Genomic DNA, 246 nt, shown 5'->3' with positions numbered 1-246 from the left:
CGTTGGCTTTAAACGAGCCGGTTGGAATCCGGTTGATGGAAAACCCATGTTTAGCTTCCTTGATGTAGTTTTCCATGCAGGCCCTTTGGTTATAGAATTCCCAAATGTCCATCGGCGACCATTCCATCGTATGAACCATGGCTTCATGTTCCCAAATAAAATCACTAAACTGTATCTGGTCCATATCAAACAGTTCTGCTTTGCGGATAACCGAAACACTTCTTGGCTTAGCCCATGAAGTTGCCT

At 44.3% G+C, this 246-nt stretch carries 1 protein-coding gene; it reads right to left on the bottom strand.

Annotated elements, in window-relative coordinates:
- On the bottom strand, positions 1-246 hold a 246-nt coding region (locus FS628_RS30820), incomplete at both ends, for a transposase (RefSeq protein WP_186328070.1).

This window comes from Paenibacillus xylanexedens (genome assembly GCF_007676705.1).
Taxonomy (GTDB): domain Bacteria; phylum Bacillota; class Bacilli; order Paenibacillales; family Paenibacillaceae; genus Paenibacillus; species Paenibacillus xylanexedens_C.
The sequence above is the reverse complement of the archived record's forward strand: the minus strand, read 5'-3'. Positions and strand labels throughout refer to the sequence as shown.